This is a genomic window from Brevundimonas sp. NPDC055812, assembly GCF_053616535.1.
Map to the genome: position 1 here is coordinate 493,426 of NZ_JBSHDX010000002.1, position 23,699 is coordinate 517,124.

Here is a 23,699-nt window from a genome sequence, read left to right on the forward strand (position 1 = left end):
GTCGCCGACATCATCGCGGATAGGCGAGGACACCTAACCATAGGCCGACGAAAAGCCTTCCACTGGGGCAAGAATGGCGAACCCTCTTAGGAGGGCTCATCAGTGCGACAGCCCGACGGGAAGATGGCTCTTGTCGTGACGGCCCACCCGCTCCACCAGAGTCTTTCCAGCAGCGTTCATGCCTATGACCTCGACTTCGGCCCCCTGATTCCGGTAACGGAAAACGACCTTGTCGACAGCAGCGACGCCTGTCAGGTCCCACAAGTGGGCGTCGGTCATATCGATCTGCACGCGCCTGGGGCTCCCGTGGTGTTCGAAGGCTGCGGCGAAGACATCGGCCGAGGCGAAGAACAATTGCCCAGATACGCGGTAGCGCAACACGCCGTCTTCCGGTGTTTCAATCTCTTCGACGACCACGGTCTTACCGACCTTGCGCATGAAGAAGACGGCCGAGAGGATCACGCCCAGGACGACGCCCTTGGACAGATCATGGGTGGCTAGGACAGTCGCCGTCGTGGTGATCATGACGATGGATGACTGGAACGGCGTTGACCGCAGTTTCAGCACGGAGCCCCAGTCGAAGGTTCCGATGGACACCATGATCATCACCGCCACCAGAGCCGCCATGGGAATCTGCGCGACCCAATCCTGTAGCACCAAGATCAGGAACAAGAGGAAGAGGCCGGCCCATAGCGTGGACAGGCGGCCCCGCGCGCCGGAGGTCACATTGATGATCGACTGGCCAATCATGGCGCAGCCCGCCATGCCGCCGAACAGAGGCGACAGGATGTTGGCGATGCCCTGACCGCGCGTCTCGCGGCCCTTGTCCGAAGGCGTGTCGGTCAGGTCGTCGATCAGGTTCGCCGTCAGCAGGCTTTCCAGCAGACCGACGAAGGCCAGGGTGGCCGAGACCGGGGCGATGATCGCGAAGGTCTCCCAGGTCAGCGGGACGACCGGCAGATGGAAGATCGGGAGGGATGAAGGCATCTGCCCCATGTCGCCGACCGTGCGGACATCCAGACCGGTCATCATCACGAAGCCGCTGATCAAGACAATTGCGACCAGAGGCGACGGCACGGCCTTTGTCAGGCGCGGGAAGCCGTAGATGACGGCCAGGGCAGCGCCGACCAGGGCGAAGGTCTGCCAGTTGGCGCCGATCAGTTCCGGCATCTGAGCCAGGAAGATCAGGATGGCCAGAGAGTTGACGAAACCGGTCATGACGCTGCGGCTGACGAACCGGATGTAGCGACCCAGCTTCATCAGGCCGATGATGATCTGGAAGACGCCGCACAGGATTGAAGCGGCGAAGAGATATTCCAGGCCATGGTCATGGACGAGCGTAACCATAAGCAGGGCCATGGCGCCGGTCGCGGCCGAGATCATGGCGGGTCGCCCTCCGACGAAGGCGATGCTCACGGCGATGACGAAGCTGGCGTAAAGGCCCACGGCGGGATCGACGCCGGCGATGATGGAGAAGGCAATGGCCTCCGGGATCAAGGCCAGCGCTACGACGGTGCCCGCCAGCAAGTCGCGGCGAGGGTTGGCGAGCCATTGCTGGCGCGCGGAAGCAATGATGGACATTCAGGATTTCATCTGGACGAGCCGCGTGCGGCGGCTCTGTTTCCCGACGGATGGGCGGACGGGATAGCCACCCGGCAGCCCAAGGGCGCCGAGTCCAAGGTGAACGACGGCATGCATGCCGCTACAGGGCTCTGAATGCAAGGTCTGCCTTGTTCAACATGCAGGAGTCCTGGATACATCGCGACGGGCGCGGGCTGGACTCAGATCAATGCGAAGACAACCCTGCTTGCGGCGGTCAGCGCGACGACAATCCATGGTGGGCATTTACACGCCGTCAGCAGGACGAAGCCCGTCAACGCCACGAAGAAGTCGATCGGACTCAGGATCGCGCTGGTTCCTACTGGGGTATAGAGGGCGAAAGCCAGAATGCCGACGACCGCCGCGTTCGCGCCGCGCATCGCCGCTTGGGCCGCCGGTCGGCCGCGAAACAAGCTCCAGAACGGCAGCACGCCTGTCACCAGCAGCAGGCCCGGCGCGAAGATCGCTACAAGACAAAGGGCGGCCCCGGCCAATCCATTCGGAGAAGGCTCCATCACGGCGCCCAGATAGGCGGCGAAAGTGAAAAGCGGCCCCGGGACGGCTTGGGCCGCGCCATAGCCCGCAAGAAAGCCATCGGTTTCGATCCAGCCGGGCTGCACTACGCCTTCTTCGAGCAGGGGCAGAACGACGTGACCGCCTCCGAAAACGAAGGCGCCGGTTCGATAGAAGACGTCCAGCAAGGCGACCCCGTGGAGCCCTGTCGCCATGGAGGCGAGCGGCAAGCCCGCCAGCAGCAGCAGGAACAGAAGCAGAGCCCCTGCGCCGACGCGCCGTGAAATCGGGAAGCTTGGAGCTGACGCTGACGCGGCGGTCGTCGTGCGGCAGAGGCGCAGCCCCGCCAAACCGCCGAAGACGATGGCGACGACCTGACCTATCGCTCCGCCGAGCAATGTCAGGATCACAACAGCAGCCAGTCCGATGACTGCTCTTTGCCAGTCGGGGGTCAGGGTGCGGGCCATCGCGCAGACCGCCTGAGCGACCACAGCCACGGCCACCAGCTTCAGTCCGTGAAGCAGTCCCATTCCAACCGGCCCGTGGAGCGAGGCTGCGCCCATGGCGAACAAGACCAGAAGTGCGGCGGACGGCAATGTGAAAGCACACCATGCCGCGACGCCGCCCAATGGGCCGGCGCGCCACAATCCCAAGGCGTAGCCCACTTGGCTGGAGGCTGGCCCTGGCAAAAACTGGCACATGGCGACCAGTTCGGCGTATTCAGCTTCGTCGATCCAACCGCGTCGTACGACCAACTCGTCCCGGAAATAGCCGATGTGCGCTACGGGGCCGCCAAACGACGTCAGGCCCAGCTTGAAGAAGGCAGTGAAGACCTCTGCCGGCGAGCCCTTCAAGGGCGTGCTCGGGCGCCTGTGGGCTTCATTGGATTCGCCGCTGATTTCCGTGGCCATTTTCTAACAATCCAGTCTGACGCTATGCAGACCTGATCGCGATCGCTGACAGATCATTGGCCGCCTCGATCGGCACGCCTGACGTCTTCCGCTCTGAATAGCGATCCACCAACTGACCTGCATGGGCGCGGGTCAGGACGGTGAAACGCACCAGTTCTTCCATGACGTCAACGATACGATCGTAGTAACTGGACGGCTTCATCCGGCCGTCGTCATCGAACTCCATGAAGGCTTTGGCGACGCTGGACTGGTTGGGGATGGTGATCATCCGCATCCAGCGGCCGAGCAGGCGCAGGGTGTTGACCGCGTTGAAGCTCTGCGAGCCGCCCGACACCTGCATGACCGCCAGGGTGCGGCCCTGGGTCGGGCGAATGCCGCCCATGTTCAGCGGCAGGTGGTCGATCTGAAGCTTCATGATCCCGGAAATCTGGCCGTGGCGCTCAGGGCTGCTCCAGACCATGCCTTCCGACCACAGGGCGTGCTCGCGCAGTTCGTGGACGGCGGGGTGATCGTCGTAGTCGACCTGATCCGTCAGCGGGAGATCAGACGGATCGAAGATGCGCGTCTCGCAGCCCATGAAGCGCAGCAGGCGAGCGGCCTCCTCGACGGCCAAGCGCGAGAAGGACCGATCCCGCAGCGAGCCGTAGAGCAGCAGGATGCGCGGCGGATGATCGTTCGGGCCGAGGCCCAGCGCCGGCTGGCTGGACAGATAGGCCGGGTCGAGCGCGGGCAGGTGGTCCGGATCGGGCAGGTCGCGAAGGCGGCTCATTAGCAGGCGTCCTTCTTCGGGGCTGTGGCGGGGAAGTAGCGTCGGCCCAGCCACAGGGCGACTGACACCAGCAAGATCAGGAGCGGCACCTCGACCAGCGGGCCTATAACCGCTGCGAAGGCGACCGGCGAGGCTAGCCCGAAGGCGGCGATGGCGACGGCGATGGCCAGTTCAAAGTTGTTGGAGGCGGCGGTGAAGGCCAGGGCCGTGGTGCGCGGATAGTCCGCCTCGATCAACCGCCCCATCAGGAAACTGACCACGAACATGACGAAGAAGTAGATCGTCAGCGGGATGGCGATGCGCAGGGCGTCCAGCGGCAGGGCGACCACTTCGCCGCCCTTCAGGCTGAACATGGCGACGATGGTGAACAGCAGGGCGATCAGGGTGATCGGGGCGATGCGCGGCAGGAAGCGCGTCTCGTACCAGTCGTTCCCCTTCCTTGCGACCAGCGTCTGCCGGGTCAGGAAGCCGCCGAGGAAGGGCAGCCCAAGATAGACCAGAACGGCCCCGGCGATGGTCCAGATGCTGACGTCGACCACGCTGCTCTCCAGCCCGAACAGGGGCGGCAGTACGGTCAGGAACAGCCAGGCGTAGAGGCTGAAGAAGGCGATCTGGAAGATCGAATTGAAGGCGACCAGACCCGCCACATACTGGTTGTCGCCGCGCGCCAACTGGTTCCAGACCAGCACCATGGCGATGCAGCGGGCCAAGCCGATCAGGATGACGCCGGTCATGTACTCCGGCTGGTCGCGCAGGAAGACGACCGCCAGGGCGAACATCAGCACCGGCCCCAGCACCCAGTTCTGGAACAGGGATAGGAGCAGCACCCGCTTGTCTGCGAAAACACGCGGCAGTTCCTCGTACTTCACTCGCGCCAGCGGCGGATACATCATCAGGATCAGACCGATGGCGATGGGGATGTTGGTCGTCCCGACTGACAGGCCGTTGATCCAGCTGGGAAGCCCCGGCACAAGCGTGCCCAGCAGCACGCCCAGCGCCATTGCCACGAAAATCCACAATGTCAGCCAGCGATCCAGGAAGGACAGGCGGCGCTGCGGCTGTTCAGTCATCACGGCATCGACCATCAGCAGACCCTCCGGCCCTCGGCGTCGATGACGACCTCGCCGTCCTCCTTGGTGAAGGGTCTCAGGCTCTCGGGCGGCAGGAGATCGAGGACCGCCTCGGACGGACGACACAGTTGCACGCCCAGCGGCGAGACGACGATGGGACGGTTCAGCAGGACAGGGTGCGCCTCGACGGCCTCGAGCAGTTGATCGTCCGTCAGGGCAGGATCGCTGAGGCCCAGTTCCGCGAAGGGCGTGCCCTTTTCTCGCAGAAGGCTGCGCAGCGGGACGCCCATACGCTCGACCAGTCCCATGATCATGGCGCGGCTGGGCGGCGTTTTCAGATACTCGATGACGTGCGGCTCGAGCCCGACATGACGGATCAGGGCTAGGGCGTTGCGCGACGTCCCGCAGGCGGGGTTGTGATAGATGATGACGTCCATGATGGCGCTCAGGCGCGGCAGGGTGAGAGTTCGGCCAACAGCGGCTCGCACAACTCGGCGCGGCCCTGGCAACAGTCCTTCAGCAGGAACAAGACCAGCGCCTGAAGGCGGTCCAGATCGGCGCGGTAGATGATCGACCGGCTTCGACGCTCCGAACTGATCAGACCGGCGCGGGACAGAACCCCGAGATGAGCGGACATGGTATTGGCGGGTACGGCCAGCGTGTCTGCGATCTCTCCGGCGGGCAGGCCCTCGGGTTCGCGTCGTACCAGCAGGCGAAAGGCCTCAAGGCGCGTCGGTTGGGCCAGGGCGGCGAGAGCGAGGATGGCGGCTGCTGATTCCATAATTCCAAAATAATAGAATCAATGGTGTCGTCAACCAAGCCGGGAGCGCCACGCAAGGATGAATGTCAGCTGTCGGTCGAGAAGCAGATGCCCGCTCCTGGCGGCGCATTGCCGTCAGGCGGTTTGTAGCCAGTCGGCCGCGCCGGCGCGAACCGCACTCGTCAGGTCTTCGATCAGGCGGGTGGTGATGCGTAGATGCTGCCAGAAGAGCGGCACGTCGACGATAATGCCGGGGACAAGGTCGACTAGGCGGCCTGACGCGATCAACGGAGCGGCAAGGCGTTCCGGCGTCAGGGACCAGGCGACGCCCGCCAAAGTGAAGTCCAGAAACCCCTGGGTGGACGGCACCCAATGGGTCGGGCCTTCGACCGGACTTCCAACGACCTTTTCGGCCCACTGGAGTTGCAGCCGATCACGGCGGCTGAAGCGGAGCACCGGCGCCTCCGTCAGCAGCGCCGCCGTCACGCCGCTCGGGAAATAGTGATCGCGATAGTCCGGCGTCGCTGCGGCTACGTAGCGAAGCGAGCCCAGCGGCAGGGTGCGGCATCCTGCGATGGCCTTTCCCGCCGTGGTCACGGCGGCGATCACCTCGCCTGCGCGCAGGCGCTCTGCGGTGTCGGCTTCGTCGTCGAGCACCAGAGACAGGGTGTTCGGCTGGGCGGCGGCGAAGCGGGCGGCCGCGCCAGGAAACCAAGTGCCGAGGCTGTCGGCGTTGAGGGCGATCTTCAAGATCGGGCGCGCGCCGCCGAACGCGGCGGCCCAGACGGGATCGCCCGCCATCATGTCGTGTTCCAGAAGAGCCACCTGATCGAAGTGGGCCGCCAGCCGCGCCCCTGCCTCGGTCGGTCGGCACGGCGTCGCGCGAATGACCAAGGGCAGACCTAACCGCTCCTCCAATCCTTTCACGCGCTGGGACACAGCCGAGGGCGTGACCGACAGGGCTTCGGCGGCCGCATCGAAGGAACCGGTGCGGACGACGGCGGCCAGTGCGGCGAGGGCGGGGTAGTCTAGCATTAGGTCAGCTAATCTAGCCTAAGCATGATTAGTTCGGCTACGGTCTCGCGCTATGCGATCAGCACCCCATGATCGTTTCCATTCTTCCGCCCCTGGCGAAGGGTTTCGCCCTGTCGGCCAGCCTGATCGTCTCCATCGGCGCCCAGAACATGTTCGTGCTGCGGCAGGGGGTGCGGCGCGAGCATGTCCTGCCGGTCGTCCTGTTCTGCGCCGTGGCGGATTCCGTTCTCGTCATCGCGGGCGTGAACGGTCTGGGCCAGCTGCTGGCGGCGGTTCCCGGCCTGTCGATAGCGTTGAGCCTGGGCGGCGCGGCCTTCCTCACCTGGTACGCCGTCGGGGCCTTTCGACGGGCGATGCGCTCAGAGGCCTTGTTCATCGAAGACGGCGCAAGTCTCTCGCTCGGGGCGGCGCTGGCAGCCACCGCCGCCTTCACGCTGTTGAACCCGCATGTCTACATCGACACCGTCATGCTGATGGGAGCGGTCGGGTCCAGTCTGCCTGACAGTGAGCGGCTGTTCTTCATCATCGGAGCTTCAACCTTCGCCGCTGTCTGGTTTGCGTCCATCGGTTTCGGCGCACGCTTTCTGGCGCCGCTCTTCGCCCGCCCGCTCGCCTGGCGCGTGCTGGATGTCGTCACGGGCCTGATGATGACCGTCATCGCCGCGGTCCTGGTGCGCGGCGTCTTCGCCTGACCCCATTTCAGAACATTGAGGTCCCCATGGACCCGCCAGTCATCACTCCGGAAATCTACGTCCTGCGCCCGGATTTCGCCGCGCTCAGCATCCTTGTCGCTGGCGCGCGCAATGGGCCGAGCGATCCTTATGGCGTAGAACAGTTGCGTCTGGCGTGTCGGGTGCAGGAGCCTGAGTGGGCTGAGGCGCACCTGGACGCCTGGCGGGACGCTTACCGCGCCTTCGGCGGCAAGCCGCAGCGGACGCCCTGCTCGGTCGAGGCCTTGCGCAAGCGGGCGCAGCGGGATGGGAATCTTCCCCCGGTGAGCGCCGTCGTCGATCTCTACAATGCGGTCAGCCTTCGCTACGCCCTTCCGATCGGCGGCGAGGATGCGGACGCCTACGTCGGGACGCCCAGCATGATCTGGTCGATCTGCGGCGCGTTCTCCGACTCCGCAGGACGATTCAGCTCCAGCGCACGGCTGCGTCGCACCTCTCGGCGATGCTCGTCACGCACCAGATTCATGGCCACTGTGAGAAGGAAGGCCTTGGGGTGCCGGATGTAGTCTGCAGCATGGGGCGCAATCCGGAGATAGGTCTCCTGCACCACGTCTTCGGCCGCATCGGAGCCGATACGCGCCCGCAGGCGTCGGTTTAGCCAAGCCGCGTAACGCCGATAAAGACGGTTCAATCCGTCGGCGGCGTCTCCTCCCATATGCTCCGTTTCGGTCACGTGCCTCTCCGGCCTCAGAACGAGAGCCTCGGAATCCGGGACGTGGACGAGCAGCGTCGAGCACGCGCGCGTGCTCGGAGCCCCGCAAAAGGCCTCAGAACCCGCACGCAGGGCGGCGGGTCGAAGTCGGGTGTCGCACAGGGGATTCCAAGCCCCTCCCGACGCTGGCGTCGGCGGCGGCAAGCATGAATCAAACTGAATCGGTGCGCAAGCGGGAGGGGTCGGGCGTTGGAATCCTTTGCGTTCGCGAGGCCCGCTGCTTCGGCCTGCGGCGCCGCCTCCGCCTTGAAGACGGACCCCGGCTCCCGCTGCACGCCTATCTCACGGCGCCCGACATCAATGCGTCTACGATCGCCCAGCAGGCGTCGCAAGTCCTGCACGTAGGCAGTCTGATCTCCGCAAAAACCTGGCGGGCGATCCGCAATTCACTGTCGTTGCCGTTCGGATGAGTCGCGCGTTACGGGACTGACGTACTCGGGGAGGTGAAGATGAACGTCCGTCCGAATGATGATTATCTTGATGCGCCGGGCCTGAGCCCGCGTGAAGCCGAATGCCTGATATGGGTCAGTCGCGGGAAGAGCTCTTCCGACGTCGGCGCCATCGTCGGTCTCTCGCCGCGCACGGTGGATAGCTATCTTGAAAAGGTCTGCGCCAAACTTCGCGTCAGAACGAGGATCGAAGCGGTTGCCGTCGCCGTCAGGGCGGGACTGATAGATCCGGAATAGCGCCGCCGGACCCTTTGTGCCCTGGCCGCCGAGGTGTCGGCGAAGGGGCGAAGACCTCGCGCTCGGAACGCCCGAGCGGCAAACCGCATAGGTCCGACCGGCCCGGACGAGCGATAAAGGACGTTCCCCGGCCTCTCAGACTGGGGCTGCGAGGGCCGCTTCAGGTTGCCTCCCCGACAAGCAGCGGCCGCCTGAATAGACGGCGCCGCCCGCGGGAAGACCGAGCGAACCGGGCTTTGGGGAGCAGTCCGGTAAGGCCCAGATGAAACGGGAGGCGCCGTCACCGACGACGGGTGACGGCGACGAAACTCTCCCCCTGACCGCTGATGAACGCCGAACATTCCCTCAACGCCTTAGCTTGTGCAGCCGGACTTCGGTTGAAGTCGTGCCGGGCGCCGGCCGCCCGCCAGTAGCCGAAACCCTGGTCGAAGAAGATGACGGCCGTGGAGCCGTCGTCGTATTCGAGCATGAGCCGGCGGTGATGAGCGGCCCCCTGTCCCATGTAGCGGGCATCGAGGTTGAAGTTCGCAAGTAGCGCGCGGATGGTCTGTTCCCGATCCTCTTCATTGAGCCAGTTGTTGTTCAACTGTGTCGGCGGCCCCCGGAAGCTGTTTTTGCGCATCGGCGCCGTGATGATCGTCACTTCCGGCGAAGCGTCTCTCGGGGCTAGTTGATCGCTAAACACGGCAAGCGTGCGGGCCATCAGCAGGGCCGGCAAAGGCGCGACAAGGTATCGGTCGGTGTATTCGATGGAGGTAAGCCGCCCTGGCTTCCAGAGGTCGGCCGCTTCGAGCTCGGGCTTGAGAAGGTTCTTCACCAGCCCCTCGCCGAACTGGTACGCTGGCCGCGAAAGCGCTGCCTTCAGTTCCCTTACGCGATCGCCTGTCGTTTCGGTCCGCTCGAGATCCTCCTCTCCGATCGGAACGCCTGACGGGGGTTGCATGCGCACCGTCACGATCGGATGTTCGATGCCGACGCCCCATCGGTCTCCGGCCACGCGGCTCAGGGGATCGCGGCAATAGTAGCCGAGACCGCCCTCGCGATCCTCGGTCGAGGCGACCAACCAGGCGCCGTTGGCGGCCGGCTGCATATCCAGGATGACCGGCACGAAACAGAAGCGGTGTGAAGCGTTCCGCAGGCCGCGGCGGGTCGCATCATCCATGGCGCTGAACGCTGCCTGAGGCAATGCGAGTCGTATTTCCGCGCCGAGCCGGTGAGCTTTCTCGAACAAGCTCGACAGCGGCGGCTGATACAGCGCCGATACGTCGAGGTCCTCTGGCATGAGCAGGGTTATGATCTGGTCGCTCTTCAGTTTCCGCACGATGGCGTCTGCGACGGGCGCGCTCAGCGCAGCGTCCGCGGCGACTTTGTCGTCGTCCTTCGGCGCCGCCAGCTCTCCCCGCAGCTGCTTCATAAATTCCAGTGCCGCCTTGCGATCGACGATCTCCTGCTGTGCGAAGAGGTCGGAAGCGAGGACGCAGGACGAACACCCTCGTTCGCAGCGGGCGGGACAATCCAACCGTTGGGCCACGGCGGCGAGGAGCCGCGGGATGTCGGCGAAAAGCTGAGGTGCATAGCCGGCCCCGCCCGATGATTGGTCGAACAGGAAGATGGAGTGGGTGCGATCGCCGAGGAGTCCGGACCGAGGCTCCACGGCTAGCCCGAGTTCCCGCGTCTCGATGCCGAGCGAGCGAGCCAGGGATTCCCGCAATGCCGAAGCCAGCGCCCAAGCGGTTCCTGCATCCGACAGACCCGACGGCTGTAGCTCGGCGACGTCCGTCAGAACCTCGTGGCCCAGGGCTATCGGTTCGGTTATCGCGTAGGTGCGATCATTGCCGGAGCAGCGTCCGAAGGTTCCCTTACGAGGCGTGAGCGCATCATGCTCGGCCAGACCGGGGCCGGAGTCCGAAGCGGCGCGGCCGCATTCTAGACAGACGCGATAGCCCGCCTTCGCGGGGCCGTTGGACAGATGAAAGACTCTTCCTTCGTGGCTCGACCGATATCGGCCCAGATCGGCGTCCAGCAGCGGAGCCCAGGCCACGCCGCCTGCTGAAACCGAGGGCGGCTCTGGCTCGATGTACTGAGCCGAATCCGTGTGGGCATGAGGCTTGTCCGACCAGGCGACGCGGAATCCTGAAGGCTCCAGGAACCGTCGGAACGTCAGACCGTCAGTCCCGCATTCCGGGCAGGAAGCCGGAAGCGAATGGCCGGAGCCGGGAGCCTTGCAGTTCTCGCAGCGCCAGAAGCAGCGGAGGCTCTGAACCTCCCGCGCTTCCAGATCAGTGGCGGGCCGCTGCCAGTTCAGGGTCACGCCGGCTGATGTCCAGACAAGTCCGTCGATGACGACCTCGGCGCCGGGAGCATACTCGCGGATGGCGACATCCGCGTTGCGGCTCGGATAGTCGTAGCGGCGGTCATTACGCCGATCGTCGTCGCCGTCCTGCACGGCACGGTCCTGATCCCGCGTCTCTGCGCAGTCGTTAACGAACGGCACCACCGAGGTGGGAAAACCGTGACCGGGAAGTAGCGAACGGTTGGCCAGCTCCTTGAGCAGCGATTCTCCGCACATCCGGCGAATCCGCTTCTCCAAGCTGGCGACGGCCTCCGGCGCAACGTCACGGGCCTGCTCCTGGAGCGTCGTCCAGCTCTTCTCAAACGCGGTCGCGGCATCCAGAAACGCGGCCCGGGCGACTTCCAGAAGGTCGCGCCGGAACTCAAGGATCGTGCCCACGGTAAGGGCGGCAATCGATGGCCGCAGGATCTGCTCGGTGCTCGGTTCATCGAGCCAGCGGGCGAACAGCGCCACCGGGGAATCGACCACTTTCTCCGCGGCCAGCATGGGGGGGCAGCCGAAGAAATCGCCGCTCTTTGTTTTCACCAGTTGGCCGTCAGCTTCGGCGAACCAGCGCGCCAGGAGAAGCGCGTTGACGTGACGCTGCACGATGCGGACGGAATCGAGCTTCACGAGCGGCGCGCGCAGCTCACGCTTCAGGTAGTCGATCGGCTTGAGGAAGGCTTCTCGATCCAGGGGCGTGTCCCGAGCGAAGGTGAGTGATGTGGAGAAGCTCTGCCCGCGGCGACCGGCGCGGCCGACCCGCTGACGATAGTTGGCGATGGACGGCGGGACGTTCGTGTTCAGGACCGCTTCGACGGCGCCAATGTCGACGCCCATCTCCATGGTCGTCGAGCAGGCCAACAGATTGATCTCATGACGCTTGAACTCCTCTTCAAATCCACGAAGTCGGCTGGGGGGTTGTTGGGCGGAGTGTTCTTCGGCCCGGATGTAGGGCGCGAAGGTCGCCGCACGCGTGTGAAGGTTGCTCCAGACGCCGCGATCGCGAAGCTCGGCTGTGACTGGGTCTTCCCGCAGGAAATCCGCGATCAGGCTCCGATCCTCGGCGTTTCGCGGGAATGCGATCGGCAGTATCGGCATCCTGATCGGCTCGGGTGTCCTCTGCGCGGCCGGCAGGGTGCTCCGCAGAGCATAGGGCGAAATTCCGAGAGCCGGCCTGGGCAGAACCCTGTTGGTCACCGGACAAAGCCAAGCGTCCAGGACAGGTTCTAGCGAGGCTCGTGAGAAGTCGAGAGCATAGGTGCTGGCATTGCTTTCGAGCACCGGACGCACGCCCTGCCATGCCCGCTCCAGAACTTCGTTCAAGACGGCTCTGTCGGCCGGATCGGCGGCGTCCAGCTTCAGCGTGCGCTCCAACAGCTTCACGGCGTTCGACTTGGCGGAACCCGCCCGCGCGGTGGGCCATGAGCGATCCGAGGCGTTTGCCGGAAGATCGTTGGGCCCGACGATGTTCTTTAGGAAGGCCTTTCTCGGGAGCAGCCAACGTGCGTCCCGTCGGTCCATGCGCACGACGAAGAGATTACGGATGGAGACGTCGATCAGAAAATAGAGGAAGTCCCGCCAATCCTGCAGGTTGAGGCCTTTTTCTCGGAATTGAGAGGGAAGGGCGGGCTCCGAGAGCCCCTCGATCGAGGCGAAGCTCAATCGCGCCAGGCCCATGGTCTCGACCGCATTCGCGCGCCGCGGTCGGCGGGCGAGTTCGCGAAGCATGAGGAATTCAGCGAACGCCTCGGGAGAGTCCCGGTAGCGCTCGTCCCGCCCGGACCAGACTTTTCGAATCCACTGCTTGACCGTCGGATCGTCGGCGAGCCCCTGGACAGCATTGTTCCAGGCAACGGGTTGCACCTTGTCCAGAGCGGCGAGATCTTCGCGCGCTTGATGCAGCATCTGCGCAAAGTCGGGATCGTTCGCCGCAAACGGTGCGAGCTTAGCGATGTTCAGTTCGAGTGCGGCGCGCTTTTGTGGATCCGAATCGTTGGCAAGCGCCTTCTGAGCCATGTGATAGACGAACGCCCGCACGTATCCACGCTCGGACTGGGTTTCGATATTGGCCGCAAACCGCGCCGTGCCCTGACGGCTGTCGGTGAACGACAGCAGCTGGCGGCCCTCGCCCGGGACCAGCTTCTGATCCGACGGATGGGCAGCGACGCCCTCCAGGAGCGTGGGCGTGGCGTTCTGGAGCAGGAAGGGCGCTCCGAAGCGGAAGGGCCACAGAGGAGAGCGGGTCTCGGCGGTCGCGCCCACGCCGCAGCTCGGGCAGGCGTCGTCGACCAACTGTTGGCTTGCCCACACGGTGCTGCCTGCCGTGCGTCGCTCGAGCAATGTTCCCGTTTTCGGATCGACCGCCACCTCCCTGCATCCGGTGAAAGGACGAAGCCCCAGAAGCCGTCTGCGCCCTAGTGATATCGAGGCTTCGGCCGCCGCCGGAACATCGCCGTCCTCGTCCGTTTCGAAGGCGCCCGTGCTCATTGCCCCGGCGGTCGCGAAATCGTCCTCGCCGACCGAGGTCGCGAGCGGCGAAAGGCGGTCGCCGTAGTCATAGGCGTTGAGCCACGGCTCGCCGCATTCCGTGCAGTTCAGGAGCTCGAAAACGGCTCCAGCACAATGCGGACAGACATCGGATCGATCGAACAGGATACCGCCGAAGGGCCAGCCGACAGGTTTGTCGCCCGGGCACTCCGTGTCGAGGCAGGACCAAAGCCCTGGAACGGCGCGGACGAAGTTGTGAACCCGCATCGGCAGCAGAGGACGCTTTTCATCCTCGGGCTTGGCGGCGATGCTTTCCAAGAGCGCCTCGGCCGTTGTTCCTGCGGAACCGGCATGTCGGACGGCGTCGGACAACGCGATAGCCCCCGCTTCCGCCTGTCTGACGACGGCCTGCACCGCAGGGTTCCGCGCCAACTCGCTCGAGCCTCCGGTTAGCGTCAGCTCGCATGGCGGACCCGGTGGCGGCAGAGCCACGGTTTCGCGGTGGCCGAAGACCACATGAACCCGATTGGTATCGACGCCGGCGAGATCGGCGAGGTACCGTTGCAGGTCACGCTTCGCCTGATCATCCGAACCGCCGATCGTGGCTGAGGTGGCGACGAACCGGACGTCGGAGGCTGTCACCCCGAAGGTCTGCAGAACCCGCCTGAGCAGAAGCGAGACCTCAGCGGCGGCGGACCCGACGTAGCTGTGGGCTTCGTCGATAATGATCCAGCGGAGCATTCCGCGGGACCGATCAACCAGAGGTTTGTCCTGCCGACGGATGGTCATGTATTCCAGCATCGTGCTGTTCGTGACCAGGATCGGCGGCGGATCGGCGCGGAGAGTCGTCCGGTAGAGCACCTGCTCGGGCGTGGACGCCTCATCGCGCTCGCGATCCGACTTCCGACGGTCGGGCATCAGCCCGTTGTAGAGACCGAAACGGATGCGGCCGTTGAACGGACGGGTCCATTGCCGAAGCCGCTCCTCCTGGCTCGCGATGAGCGCATTGAGCGGATAGAGCATGAGTGCGCGCACGCCTGAAAGCCGACCCGATTGAGCGCTCTCAATGGCGAGATCGTTGAGCAAAGGCACCAGAAAGCATTCGGTCTTGCCCGAACCCGTGCCACTGGAAACCAGCACCGAGTTCCTCCGCTCTGCGGTCAGCAGCTTCCAAGCTGCGAGCTGGTGCTCGTAGGCCGGATAGTCGAAACGGTAGTCGTCGCCCGGCGCACCCGCCTCCAAGGCTGCGGCGACGTCGGAATGCAGCAACTCTCCCGCCAGGCTTTGGGGCGTGAGGCCGGAAGACCGGTAACCGGCCGCCCCCTCGAAGACGGGCTCTGACAGCAAGGCGCCGCGGCTGATGTCCCGTCCCGACAGCCGTTCGCGTAGAAAGGCATTCAGATCTGCATCACGACTGTTCGCCTGTGCGATCACGGCATCGGCGATCCGTTCACGAAGACGGCGGTCAATCACCAGGGGAGAAGGCACAGACGCAGGGCTCAAGCTGGACGACAATTCACCAGGCTCCGAATTGGGCCGCGAAGGCGGCTGTGAAGTACCGCGGATGAGCGCGGGCTATATCTTTGATGGCGGTGAGCTCGTCGTCGCCCAAGGGTTCGGTCATTTCACCGCGCGCGATGCGGGCGGCCAGGATCGGGGCATCCGCAGCGCGCCAGAACTGTCGTCCGAACGGCCAATTCGGCAGCAGCGCTTCGAAGCGCGGCCGGAAAGGATTGGAGACGTCCGTGCGGATGCGATCTCCTGATCGGTTGAGAAAGCTGTTGGCGATGACGGCGATCGGCTCGGAAGAGCCGGACATGCCGAGAAGTGGCGCCAGCGAGGGCTCATGGTGGAGCAGTGCGGCCCGCTTGCCTGTCATCAGCTTCGCGACGTCACCGAGATTGTCGGGGAAGGTCGCGGATAAATGTTCACCCCAGACCTCCCAAGCCTCCTTCCAATAGGATTGGGGCACCAGACACCAAGCCATTCTCAGGTTATCGGCCAGGCGCAGGATCGGTTCGATCTCATTGGCCGCGGCGCCGTAGAGCATCATCGGACCGAGGAGAGGGAAGGTCTCCAGCAGCCTGAAGACGTCGAACGTGCTGGGCGGGAGGCCGTTGAGCGAAACTGCGAGCTTTGCGATGGATCGGATGATCTCACGCGAGTCCTCATGACCCGGATCCGCCAGAGCGTGGTCCACCAGCGCAGCCAGGACGGCGGATCGCTCTGACGGATCACTCAACATCGCCCGGCCTAAGGCGGTCGGCGGCATCCGCGGGGCTTCCGATCCGTTCAAGACGCGGGGCCGGCTTAGAACGCGGTCATTGGCTCGTAGATAGATCAACCAAGCGCCCGGGCCGGGGTTGAGATCTATAGGACGAGGATTGAGTTGTTCGAACTCGCCGTACGGACCGAAATCGGTCTCTCGGGCCGCATCGGCGAAAGGCCGACCGACTATGCGGGCCAGAAGATCCGACACCGCGGGGCGCGGCGTCAGCCCTCGAGGATCGCTATCGAGTTCATGGGCGAACTCGGAGACGTACCATTGATGGTCCTGGCTGTCGTTGAAGTCCAGACGCACCCTGGCGTCCAACCTGCCACTGGATCGCAGCATGAAAGCCAGGTCGTCGGCGATCACCGACATGGGCAGTTCGTCGTCGATGGTCCAACGGGCTTTGGCCTGAGGAACCGGGCGTCTGTTGGCGTCTAGCAACTCGGCCCACAGCTCGATACGGCTCGGCGTGCGGGCGACGAACTGGTTCAGCGTCGCCAATGAAAGCCGCCCATCCCGCGGCAGCCGTCGTCCGGTCCACTCATATATCCAAGCATGACCCTTGAGCGGGGCGCGGATCCGTGCCGTTTCACTTCCGCCAGGAAACCGCAGGTCGAACTCGAAATGGCTGAAGGCCGTGTGTTCGCGATGGAAACGCCACTCGAGCCGGCCGTTCGGCTCTCCACAGGTCGCCGTCACGTCGTGGGGCCAGCCGTCGATGGTCATCATAACCCAAGGGCCGGACAAGCTTCGGCGAACCCCGAAGTCGGCAGGCAGAATTATCGCCTCGGCCTTGCACCGGACATGGAGCGTGACCTCGTCCCTCCACGCGAACTCGCAGGGCCCCAAGGGGCGGCCTTGGGTATGTGACCTCCATGTCTTCTCGCCCTTCAGCCGCCACCAGATTTCCCGGCCTCGCGGCATGCGCATTTGAGGCCCCTGGCGAAGACGGATCGTGGGGACCCCGCAGTACAATGCGCGGCCATCGCCTGAAACGCAGCCTTCCGGCGCTGCGCCGTCTAAAACAATCTGGTCGCGTTGATCACCCGTCTGTCCCGCCCTTACGAGGAATTGGTCGCCGTCCTCTCCTCCTACGACGACGGCGCCGAAGACTTCCCAGAGTCTTCGGCCGGAATTAGCGTCCGAGCTCAGATTGCGGCATGCGCTGTCGGTTCCGTGCGGCTCCGCAACCCATGTTACGGGAGCTTCCAGGTAGATGGGCTCGGCGCGATAGCCGCCGCTGCCGTAACCGATGAGCTCAAGCCGGGTTGGTGAACCATCCGGCGCGACATCTTCAGCGGTGCAGACCCTGAGCTCTCTTCCGCCGGCTTCCCCCCCGGGAAGAAGGAACGGGGCCATGACACGCACGCCTTCGCCGCGGAGTTCGGCCGTCAGCGGCACATGGGCAGGAACATCAAATCGAAGCGAAGGACGCGACGCCATACAGGTCCACCGACCGTCCTGAGAGGGCTCGACGACCGCCAGTTCGCCCGAGATGTATTGGGCTGCTTCGTCCGAGGCGAACAGCCGTAGACGGCTCCAGTCCCCAGCAAGCGACTTGAAGCCATCAGACGGGTCGGCGCTGACGAGATTTCCATCCAGGTGGAGCTCTACCTGTTCGCGCCAAACGCTCCCTTGAGCCAAGAGAAAACGACGAGCGCGGATTCCTCCCGCTCCGCCCTTAAGGCGCTCGACGCTTATCAGCCCGTCGACCAGCTGGCGGGCACCCGCGCTATCGACCGCCAGAGGCAGGTTCCGGCGCCAGTCGGGATGCGTCTTGTCCAGCCATGCTGAGATCAAGACACCTTCCGTCACGCCGCCTGCTTCGGCCTCACGACGCAGTTCAACGATGGCGATGGCGAGCTCCGCGGAGACCGCAAAGATCTCTTCGTGTCGCCATAATCCGGGAATCGCGAGCTCATGTTCTCGGGCGAGCTCCTCCGCCACTCCAGTCGTCGGCGCCGGATGCTCCAGAAGCTGCACGATGAGTTTCTGCAGAAAGTTTGCAGCCCATCCGTCCTGAGCGCCGATCGCCGCGACCGGAAATCCTCCCTGACGGGCGATCGCGGCGAGTCGACGATGCATGCCGTTCAGTCGGAGTTCGGGCAAACGCCAGTACCTCAGGCCGCGATCCGCCAGCTTCCGCCAGGAGGACTGTTCCAAGCCTACATCGATCGGACGGCCGACATCCGCCCAACGCTGTAGCCCGCCCGAATAGTTGCGGCGAAACCATTCGGCTGCCCAGAGGACGAAGAGGGCCGCATCGTGGTCGCTGGAGCGTTCCGCATTGATACGGTCCGCCCTGGCCCTCAGATCCACCTCGATCTGCGCGAACGCCGCGTCACTCAGGGCATAACGGTGAAGAGGGCGACCATTCGGTCGCGGCAGGCCGTATCGGCTCAGCCAGTGCGATTGATCCGGAATATTCGTTGTTGGTGGTTGTCCGCCCGCTTGGGCAGCCTCGAGAGCACGACTGGCTGCGATCGCCTTGATCTTGGCCAAGGTGACCCAACTTCCGGTGCGGCCATCAAGGCCCGCCGCAATGGTTCTCAAGCGAGCAGCGTCGCCCGAGCGCTTTGCTGCAGCGATTTCTGCCGTAATTTCAGATTCGTCCACAACGCCCCTCCACGAAAGAGGTAAGCGCACGAAGTGGCGTTCGTAAAGCGACCGGCGATATATGTCTGGGCGAAAGAGGCGCGTTACTGCGGTAGTCGCGCACCGTTGCGAAGGCGACTGGTTAAGGTCGGCGAGAAAACGGGACGGCACGAAGGCTGAGGGCCGGATGGGGGCTGCTGAGCCTCCAGGACGAATCCGCGGGCGTCACACCTCGCTCGTATCGAGCCGTAAGATAAGAGCCTTTGACGCGCCCGACATAGCGGCGGTATTTCTTGCGGTTAGCCCTTCGGCAAAGGACCGCAGCATCGGGAGAAGACGTGAGTATCGGAGAGTTCAAGATCGGCCTAGCCATGCCGGAGCGCCTTATGCTCGGGCGGATAGGACGGATCGAACGGCTGAGCAAAGTCGAGAACGGGCGGACGTCGTACGAAATTGACGCGATTGAGGAGCGCGCTTCTGTGGCTCTGGTGCAGAAGGCGACCTCTCCACCCAGAAACGAGGCCTATGCCATAGTCAGGATCGTCACTACCGCTCGCCGGTTCAGGCAAGTGCTGGGGAGCAACCCACGCGAGGGGGATTGGATCCTGTTCAGAACTCGTTCGCGTGACGTCATCAAGACGTGGGATAGCCTGCCGGCGTGGCAGGTCCAACTGACGGAAGGCGGCTATACGGATCTGTCCCGGGGCTACGTCGCTGGCCTGGATTTGGTGGACAGACAGGGCGAGCCGATGCCGGCATCTCTAGGAGCGGGTTCGCCCAAGGCGGCCAAGAGAGCCAGGGTGAGGGTCCTCACGCGCTTTCCGAGAAGTGCGATCAAGCCGCCCCACCAAATCCGTAAGCGCCTTGGAAACCTGACCGCATCCAAAATCCAAGTGCGGGATGTGGGCCAAGCCAGCTTCGTAACATTGCTGGATGATCAAGACGCGCCTATCGCCCATTTCGACGCAGGCTGGCCTCTCGGGTTCAACTACAAAGGTGCGCCGATTGCCGGTCCCGTAAACATCGGCACGACGGCACCCGTGATCCTGTCTCACTGGGATTGGGATCATCTGCACGCGTATCACCGGATTCACGACCTCGCGTCATGCACTTGGGTCACACCGGTGCAGGATCTTGGGCCTGGGGCATTGAAGGTGGCCAATGAGCTTAACGATAAGGGCCTGCTCCTTGGTTTAAATCGTTCAATCGCGCGCCCCGGCGCCTTGGTTGGGATTTGTCGTGGCCCCGCAGGAAATCCCAATCAGACCGGGCTCGCGATGAGGGTCGCTCTGACCAGCGGCAACTGCGCACTGCTGGTCGGAGACGCCGACTATCAACATGTGCCGCTTCGACTGCGAGCGGCGCCCTTAAACGGCTTAGTGGTGACCCATCATGGCGCGGACTTCGACGGGATGCCGCCGGCGCCGATGGCGCCCCAGGATCCGGCGATCATTTCCGTAGGATACGCCAATGTCTATCGTCACCCCAGACCAGACGCGATCGCCAAGCATATCGGACAGAACTGGAAGGTGCTCAGGACAGACAAAACGTCGATTTCGAAAAGAGGCGACCGCTGGCTGTCGTAATAGCCGTATCGTCACGATGGCTCAGCGGTTATGTACACTCTGCGGTGAGAACCTAGGTTTTCGGCTCTGGGCGCTCGTCTCTCTACCGTCGCCTGGAAGGCGATGTTTCTAGCGGAGTTTTTGTGCGCAGCCCGCAACTTGTCGTCTCTTCTACAAGTTGCGAGGCGGACTAGCCGGGCTGGCGCGCCCAACCTCAATCACTGTCCAGGGCGTCGACCAGTTCCTCGGCATGGGCCGCAGCGCCACCAACGTGGTTGGCAACGCCGTAGCCGCCGGCGTCATCGCCAAATGGGAGCAAGCCCGCACTGACGTGGCCGAACAGTCATCGGCCCTCGGTGCCGACGACGGGGCGACGCTGGCGCCGGAGGCTGCTGTCGCTGCGACCCAGCTGAGCCTTCTCATGTTCGTCAGGCGGGAAAAGCGACTCGGCCGATCTGGGCGCAACCCCCTCGACGCCCCGCGCCCCCGGCGGGAGGGTTGCATGACGTCCTGAGGGCGAAGTGCTGTGCAGAAAAGATTCCACAATCGGGCTTCCGCTGGCGAACCTGCGGCTTAGCGGTTGCGCTGTCTCAGCAGTCTGGCCGCCTCTTCCTTCCACAGCGCCCGGAAACGCAGCAAGATCGATCCCGGCAGGGTGGCGGCCGCACGGGAACGGCGGTGGAGTTCCCTGGCTTCGGCTTCGAAACGGGCGGCCCTGTCGAGATCGGCTTCTGTCATGTGGTTTCTGGCCAGACTTTCTGTACGACCAGCGTCCCGGCAGGGCAGGGCTGGAGGATAAAATCCTCTGGGGCGCTCAGGTTCAGCCAATGGGCACCGGCGCTGGGCGGCAGCAGGATGATTTGGCGGTCATGGTAGGGCGCTACGTCCGGGCCTGGCGCAGTCGTCAACATGGCGAAGGCTCCATTCTTGATGACTCCGGCGATCCAGAACCACGGATGGCCTGCCATGGTGAAGAGCCATTTCGTTTTCTTTCCCTGCACCTTTGGCTCGGTGAACTCGTAAAAACCGTCGGCAGGGATCAGGCAGCGGATCGAGTCGCCGAAAGACCGGCCGTCGGACCGGAAGTTGAAGACCGGCTTGCCCGTCGGGCTTTTCCATGCCCAGCGCGTCATAAGCAATTGCGCGGCATCGGGGCCTTGGGTGACGACGGGGGCGGCGTCGCCGATGCTATAATCCGCTGGCTCCAGGTTGGGCAGACCGCCCGGAAAGACGAGCGTCCGCCCCGCGTCGCGGAACGGCGCAGCGAGTTGATTGGCGGGGATGTGCAGGCGGTAGTTGTTGCACATGGGCGAATCCTCTCACGGCCTCAGTCAGTTGTGGAGTCCGGCGCCCGTGGAGCGCTTTTCGGCCTCGCGATTGCGCGGCCCATCCCTTCGTAGGGGTAGCTCCAGCAGGAGCCTGTGCCGCTAAGATCAGTCCAGCCCGCTTTCACAGTGGCGGCGGCCGCGATCGACAGAAGGGGGCCTCGCCTGACATCAGCCTGCCGACCAGGCCAGGTCGTGCTCGCGCTGGGTCCCTGAGGACATGGCGCGATGTGCCACCGCCGACCTTGCAGGAGTAGCGGCCATCTAGCCCTGAAGATCGGCCGCGGCGCCACCGATCTCCAGCGAACGGTTGTCGATGTCGGCCGCGGCCAAGCTTTCCGCCAGAGCTGGGCGCGGGGCGCAAGAGCGTCGCTGTCATCCTGCGTGATGAGCGTATCGGCCTTGGCGGCTCGTCGTCGTGAACGGCGCGTGACCCGAGGCTCAGCGGTTGATAATCGACCGGATATGGACTATGTCCAGATTTGTTAGGAGATGGTCATGGCGATAGGCATCGTTTCCGGTCGCGATCCGCAAGTGGAACTGCCGCGCATCGATGTGGCGCGCTTCGCTCCGGCGAACCGTCGCCGTCTGAGCGCGCCCGCGCTTCGCACATTCACCGCCATCACCGATCTCTGGGGCCTGAACGAGGAGCAGCGCCGCCTGATCCTCGGTTATCCGTCGCGCTCGACCTATCAGAGCTGGTGCAAACAGGCCCGCGAGCATGGCGATATCACGCTCGACGTCGATGTGCTGACGCGCATTTCGGCGCTGCTGGGCATCCATCAGGCCCTGGGCGTCCTGTTCGCCGATGAGCATGAAGGCGTCCATTGGCTGCTCCGACCGCACGATGCGGCGGTGTTCGGCGGGCATCCGCCCATCAACTTCGTGACCAACGGGACCCAGGATGGCTTGATGACGGTGCGTCGCTTCCTCGACGCTGCGCGGGGCGGAGCCTACATGGCCCCCAACGCCCTTGATGCGGCGTTTGACGCCTATGACGACCGCGAGATCGTCTTCAGCTGATGGAGAAGCTCGTCGCTGCGCCCCGTCCGGCCCACCGGCTGGTGCCATCGCGCTTTCCGCCGATCGGCCTGTTCGACACCGTGGCGACAGCAGCCGACGCCGCGGCGGTGATGGAGCTGTCAGGCTGGACCAATGACCGTTTGGTCGCTGAACGGATCGACCGCCTGCCGCGCGATCAGTGGGTGTATGGCCGAGCCAACGCCAGCGTCGTAATGGCGTCTTTCCTCCACGTCGCGCCGGGCGGCATGCGATTCAATGGTCCGGACCTCGGCGCCTGGTATGCGGCGGCGTCGATCGTCACAGCAGCCGCCGAAGTCGGCCATCATCTGCGCCGCGAATCCGTGGCGCGATCGGTAAAAGGAATGCGGCGGACCTATCGCAACTATACCGCCGTCTTGATCGGCGACTATCGCGACATTCGCGGCCGACAGGCCGCCTTGCCCGACGCCTACGCCTCAAACAGCTATGGGGCCGCGCAGGCGTTCGGCGAAGGCGTGCGGGCGTCCCAGGCGTCTGGGCTTCTTTACGACAGCCTGCGCCATCGCGGCGGATGCAACATCGTCGCCTATCGTCCTGTCGGCGTCACCGAAGTCGTGCAGGCGGAGCATTTCGAGATCAGCGTCGAGGCGGCGTCTCGCCGGATCGAGGTTCACAAGCTGAGCGCATAATAACGGCAAGGCCGCCGTTGGTCGGAGCCGCACGCGCTCCGCGCATGGCGCCGCGCCGCGAATGCACGGCGACGGCGACTGAGGGGCTGCTGTTCCGTCAGAACTTAGCCTGACCATTTAGGGCTTGAGGCTCGCACATACGTCTCTCCACTGGTCGCCTGCAGGGCGATGTTTCCAGTGGAGTTTTTGTGCCCAGTCCAAAGTCTGTACCCGCCTCTACGTGCTATATCACTCAATGGAAATCCCGCGATCCCGGCAGGATGCGGACGTCCCGCGGATGCCGGTGCGACGGGCGTCGCGGCGGTTGCGGGTTAGCGACGACATCGGCGCGGGCGAGCTGGATGTCGGTCTCATGGTCCTCTGACAGGCGGGACAGTTCGGCGCTGCGGTCGATGACGCGGCGGGCGACGACGTGGACCACGCCTTCGGGACTTTTCTCGACGACGCCTTCGACCTGCATCAGGCGGGCGCCCATGACCTCGCGCCGGAACTGGTCCAGCATCCGCGCCCACAGGACCACGTTGGTGATGCCGGTCTCGTCCTCCAGAGTGACGAAGACGGCGTTGCCCTTGCCGGGCCTCTGACGCACCAGGACCACGCCGGCGACCTGCACCAGGGAGCCGCCGCGTTTGGCTTCGGTTTC

19 protein-coding genes, 1 pseudogene and 1 other annotated feature are annotated in these 23,699 nt (G+C 64.3%); of the genes and pseudogenes, 7 read left to right on the plus strand and 13 right to left on the minus strand.

Annotated elements, in window-relative coordinates:
• Positions 1-99 precede the first annotated feature (99 nt).
• The 7 genes from ACWGL1_RS05420 to ACWGL1_RS05450 all read right to left on the minus strand — a co-directional run bounded on the left by ACWGL1_RS05420 (position 100) and on the right by ACWGL1_RS05450 (position 6,657).
• Positions 100-1,581 (minus strand): SulP family inorganic anion transporter, encoded by a 1,482-nt coding sequence (locus tag ACWGL1_RS05420; RefSeq protein ID WP_452111385.1) that lies wholly within the window; start codon positions 1,579-1,581, stop codon positions 100-102.
• A gap of 37 nt (positions 1,582-1,618) precedes the next feature.
• Positions 1,619-1,680: a sequence feature (sul1 is cis-regulatory element that is thought to sense ions involved in sulfur or methionine metabolism; They are found in Alphaproteobacteria), on the minus strand.
• A 101-nt stretch (positions 1,681-1,781) separates the two neighbouring features.
• Positions 1,782-3,023, minus strand: a complete 1,242-nt coding sequence (chrA, locus tag ACWGL1_RS05425) for a chromate efflux transporter (protein ID WP_452111386.1) — start codon at positions 3,021-3,023, stop codon at positions 1,782-1,784.
• A gap of 22 nt (positions 3,024-3,045) precedes the next feature.
• The gene (arsH, locus tag ACWGL1_RS05430; protein ID WP_434735046.1) at positions 3,046-3,792 is read right to left on the minus strand and encodes an arsenical resistance protein ArsH; all 747 of its coding nucleotides are present in this window, start codon (positions 3,790-3,792) and stop codon (positions 3,046-3,048) included.
• Complete coding sequence (gene arsB / locus ACWGL1_RS05435) at positions 3,792-4,877, minus strand: ACR3 family arsenite efflux transporter (protein ID WP_291775373.1); 1,086 nt, start codon at positions 4,875-4,877, stop codon at positions 3,792-3,794. The genes arsH and arsB overlap by 1 nt, the downstream gene beginning before the upstream one ends.
• Positions 4,877-5,299 (minus strand): arsenate reductase (glutaredoxin), encoded by a 423-nt coding sequence (gene arsC, locus ACWGL1_RS05440; protein WP_291775376.1) that lies wholly within the window; start codon positions 5,297-5,299, stop codon positions 4,877-4,879. The genes arsB and arsC overlap by 1 nt, the downstream gene beginning before the upstream one ends.
• An 8-nt stretch (positions 5,300-5,307) precedes the next feature.
• Positions 5,308-5,643, minus strand: a complete 336-nt coding sequence (locus ACWGL1_RS05445) for an ArsR/SmtB family transcription factor (protein ID WP_291775379.1) — start codon at positions 5,641-5,643, stop codon at positions 5,308-5,310.
• 114 nt (positions 5,644-5,757) lie between these two features.
• A complete protein-coding gene (locus tag ACWGL1_RS05450; protein WP_452111387.1) occupies positions 5,758-6,657 on the minus strand; it encodes a LysR family transcriptional regulator ArgP in 900 nt (299 codons plus the stop codon).
• A 68-nt stretch (positions 6,658-6,725) separates the two neighbouring features.
• On the opposite strand from ACWGL1_RS05450, the gene ACWGL1_RS05455 reads away from it, so the two are divergent.
• Both ACWGL1_RS05455 and ACWGL1_RS05460 read left to right on the plus strand, forming a co-directional pair.
• The gene (locus tag ACWGL1_RS05455) at positions 6,726-7,349 is read left to right on the plus strand and encodes a LysE/ArgO family amino acid transporter (protein WP_452111388.1); all 624 of its coding nucleotides are present in this window, start codon (positions 6,726-6,728) and stop codon (positions 7,347-7,349) included.
• 26 nt (positions 7,350-7,375) lie between these two features.
• On the plus strand, positions 7,376-7,894 hold the full coding sequence (locus ACWGL1_RS05460; RefSeq protein ID WP_452111389.1) for a B3/B4 domain-containing protein: 519 nt from the start codon (positions 7,376-7,378) through the stop codon (positions 7,892-7,894).
• On the opposite strand, the pseudogene ACWGL1_RS05465 reads toward ACWGL1_RS05460, so the two are convergent.
• A pseudogene (locus ACWGL1_RS05465) lies at positions 7,876-8,043 on the minus strand (RNA polymerase sigma factor); the annotation flags it as partial. The gene ACWGL1_RS05460 and the pseudogene ACWGL1_RS05465 sit on opposite strands and share 19 nt — an antisense overlap.
• A 203-nt stretch (positions 8,044-8,246) precedes the next feature.
• Between ACWGL1_RS05465 and ACWGL1_RS05470 the strand changes: the two are divergent.
• Both ACWGL1_RS05470 and ACWGL1_RS05475 read left to right on the plus strand, forming a co-directional pair.
• On the plus strand, positions 8,247-8,510 hold the full coding sequence (locus ACWGL1_RS05470; protein WP_452111390.1) for a hypothetical protein: 264 nt from the start codon (positions 8,247-8,249) through the stop codon (positions 8,508-8,510).
• A 39-nt stretch (positions 8,511-8,549) separates the two neighbouring features.
• Positions 8,550-8,786 carry a helix-turn-helix transcriptional regulator gene (locus tag ACWGL1_RS05475; protein WP_452111391.1) on the plus strand — a complete coding sequence of 79 codons (237 nt, stop codon included), beginning with the start codon at positions 8,550-8,552 and terminating at the stop codon, positions 8,784-8,786.
• A 280-nt stretch (positions 8,787-9,066) separates the two neighbouring features.
• On the opposite strand, the gene ACWGL1_RS05480 is transcribed toward ACWGL1_RS05475, so the two are convergent.
• Positions 9,067-15,096, minus strand: a complete 6,030-nt coding sequence (locus ACWGL1_RS05480; protein ID WP_452111392.1) for a DEAD/DEAH box helicase — start codon at positions 15,094-15,096, stop codon at positions 9,067-9,069.
• 28 nt (positions 15,097-15,124) lie between these two features.
• Positions 15,125-18,496 carry an STY4851/ECs_5259 family protein gene (locus ACWGL1_RS05485; protein WP_452111393.1) on the minus strand — a complete coding sequence of 1,124 codons (3,372 nt, stop codon included), beginning with the start codon at positions 18,494-18,496 and terminating at the stop codon, positions 15,125-15,127.
• Positions 18,497-18,813: 317 nt separating this feature from the next.
• On the opposite strand from ACWGL1_RS05485, the gene ACWGL1_RS05490 reads away from it, so the two are divergent.
• Entirely contained in the window at positions 18,814-20,061 is a 1,248-nt protein-coding gene (locus ACWGL1_RS05490) for a hypothetical protein (protein WP_452111394.1), read from the plus strand.
• A gap of 552 nt (positions 20,062-20,613) precedes the next feature.
• Here the strand turns inward: ACWGL1_RS05490 and ACWGL1_RS05495 are convergent.
• Complete coding sequence (locus ACWGL1_RS05495) at positions 20,614-20,778, minus strand: hypothetical protein (protein ID WP_452111395.1); 165 nt, start codon at positions 20,776-20,778, stop codon at positions 20,614-20,616.
• Positions 20,775-21,347, minus strand: a complete 573-nt coding sequence (locus ACWGL1_RS05500; RefSeq protein WP_452111396.1) for an SOS response-associated peptidase family protein — start codon at positions 21,345-21,347, stop codon at positions 20,775-20,777. The genes ACWGL1_RS05495 and ACWGL1_RS05500 overlap by 4 nt, the downstream gene beginning before the upstream one ends.
• 516 nt (positions 21,348-21,863) lie before the next feature.
• On the opposite strand from ACWGL1_RS05500, the gene ACWGL1_RS05505 reads away from it, so the two are divergent.
• Both ACWGL1_RS05505 and ACWGL1_RS05510 read left to right on the plus strand, forming a co-directional pair.
• Complete coding sequence (locus ACWGL1_RS05505; protein ID WP_452111397.1) at positions 21,864-22,388, plus strand: MbcA/ParS/Xre antitoxin family protein; 525 nt, start codon at positions 21,864-21,866, stop codon at positions 22,386-22,388.
• Entirely contained in the window at positions 22,388-23,056 is a 669-nt protein-coding gene (locus tag ACWGL1_RS05510) for an RES family NAD+ phosphorylase (protein WP_452111398.1), read from the plus strand. The genes ACWGL1_RS05505 and ACWGL1_RS05510 overlap by 1 nt, the downstream gene beginning before the upstream one ends.
• 232 nt (positions 23,057-23,288) lie before the next feature.
• On the opposite strand, the gene ACWGL1_RS05515 is transcribed toward ACWGL1_RS05510, so the two are convergent.
• Positions 23,289-23,699: OB-fold nucleic acid binding domain-containing protein (locus tag ACWGL1_RS05515; RefSeq protein ID WP_452111399.1), on the minus strand; the 411-nt coding region annotated here is incomplete at its 5' end.